General features: G+C 70.0%; 1 protein-coding gene. It reads right to left on the bottom strand.

Annotated elements, in window-relative coordinates:
• The coding region (locus tag D7X55_RS40735) for an Ig-like domain-containing protein (RefSeq protein ID WP_233610434.1) at positions 1-408 on the bottom strand (408 nt) is incomplete at its 3' end.
• Positions 409-464: the final 56 nt, after the last annotated feature.

Below are 464 nucleotides of genomic sequence, written 5' to 3' on the forward strand. Positions count from 1 at the left end.
CTCCACCACCTCGGGCGGGAACTGCGCCGTGGTGGGCGACGTCGAAACGTAGACGGTGAGACTGCCCGTGCCCTGCCCGCCCCGGCCATCCTGCACCCGCACGCTGAGCGTGCACGTGCCGCTGGAGGGTTGGGCCGAGGGCGTGAAGCCGGCGCTGGCGGAGGTGGCATTCGTCCACGTCCCCGCGCAGTTGGCCGTCCACTGGTAGCTGAGGCTGTCCCCATCCGCGTCACTCGCGGAGGCCGTCACCTGGGTAGCCTGGCCGACGTCGACCGAGGACGGCAGGGCGGTCACCCGAGTCACCTGGGGCCAGGTGTTGAAAGCGACGTTGACGGCCGCGCTGCCGTTCCCGGTGCTCACCGTGATGGTGACGCCGAGAGAAGCGCTGGCGCCCTTGGAGTCTGTCACCGTCAACGTCAGCACCACCTGCCCCGCTGCCGCTGGTGCCGTCCAAACGCTGGTAA

Source organism: Corallococcus sp. AB049A (assembly GCF_003668885.1).
Lineage (GTDB): Bacteria > Myxococcota > Myxococcia > Myxococcales > Myxococcaceae > Corallococcus > Corallococcus interemptor.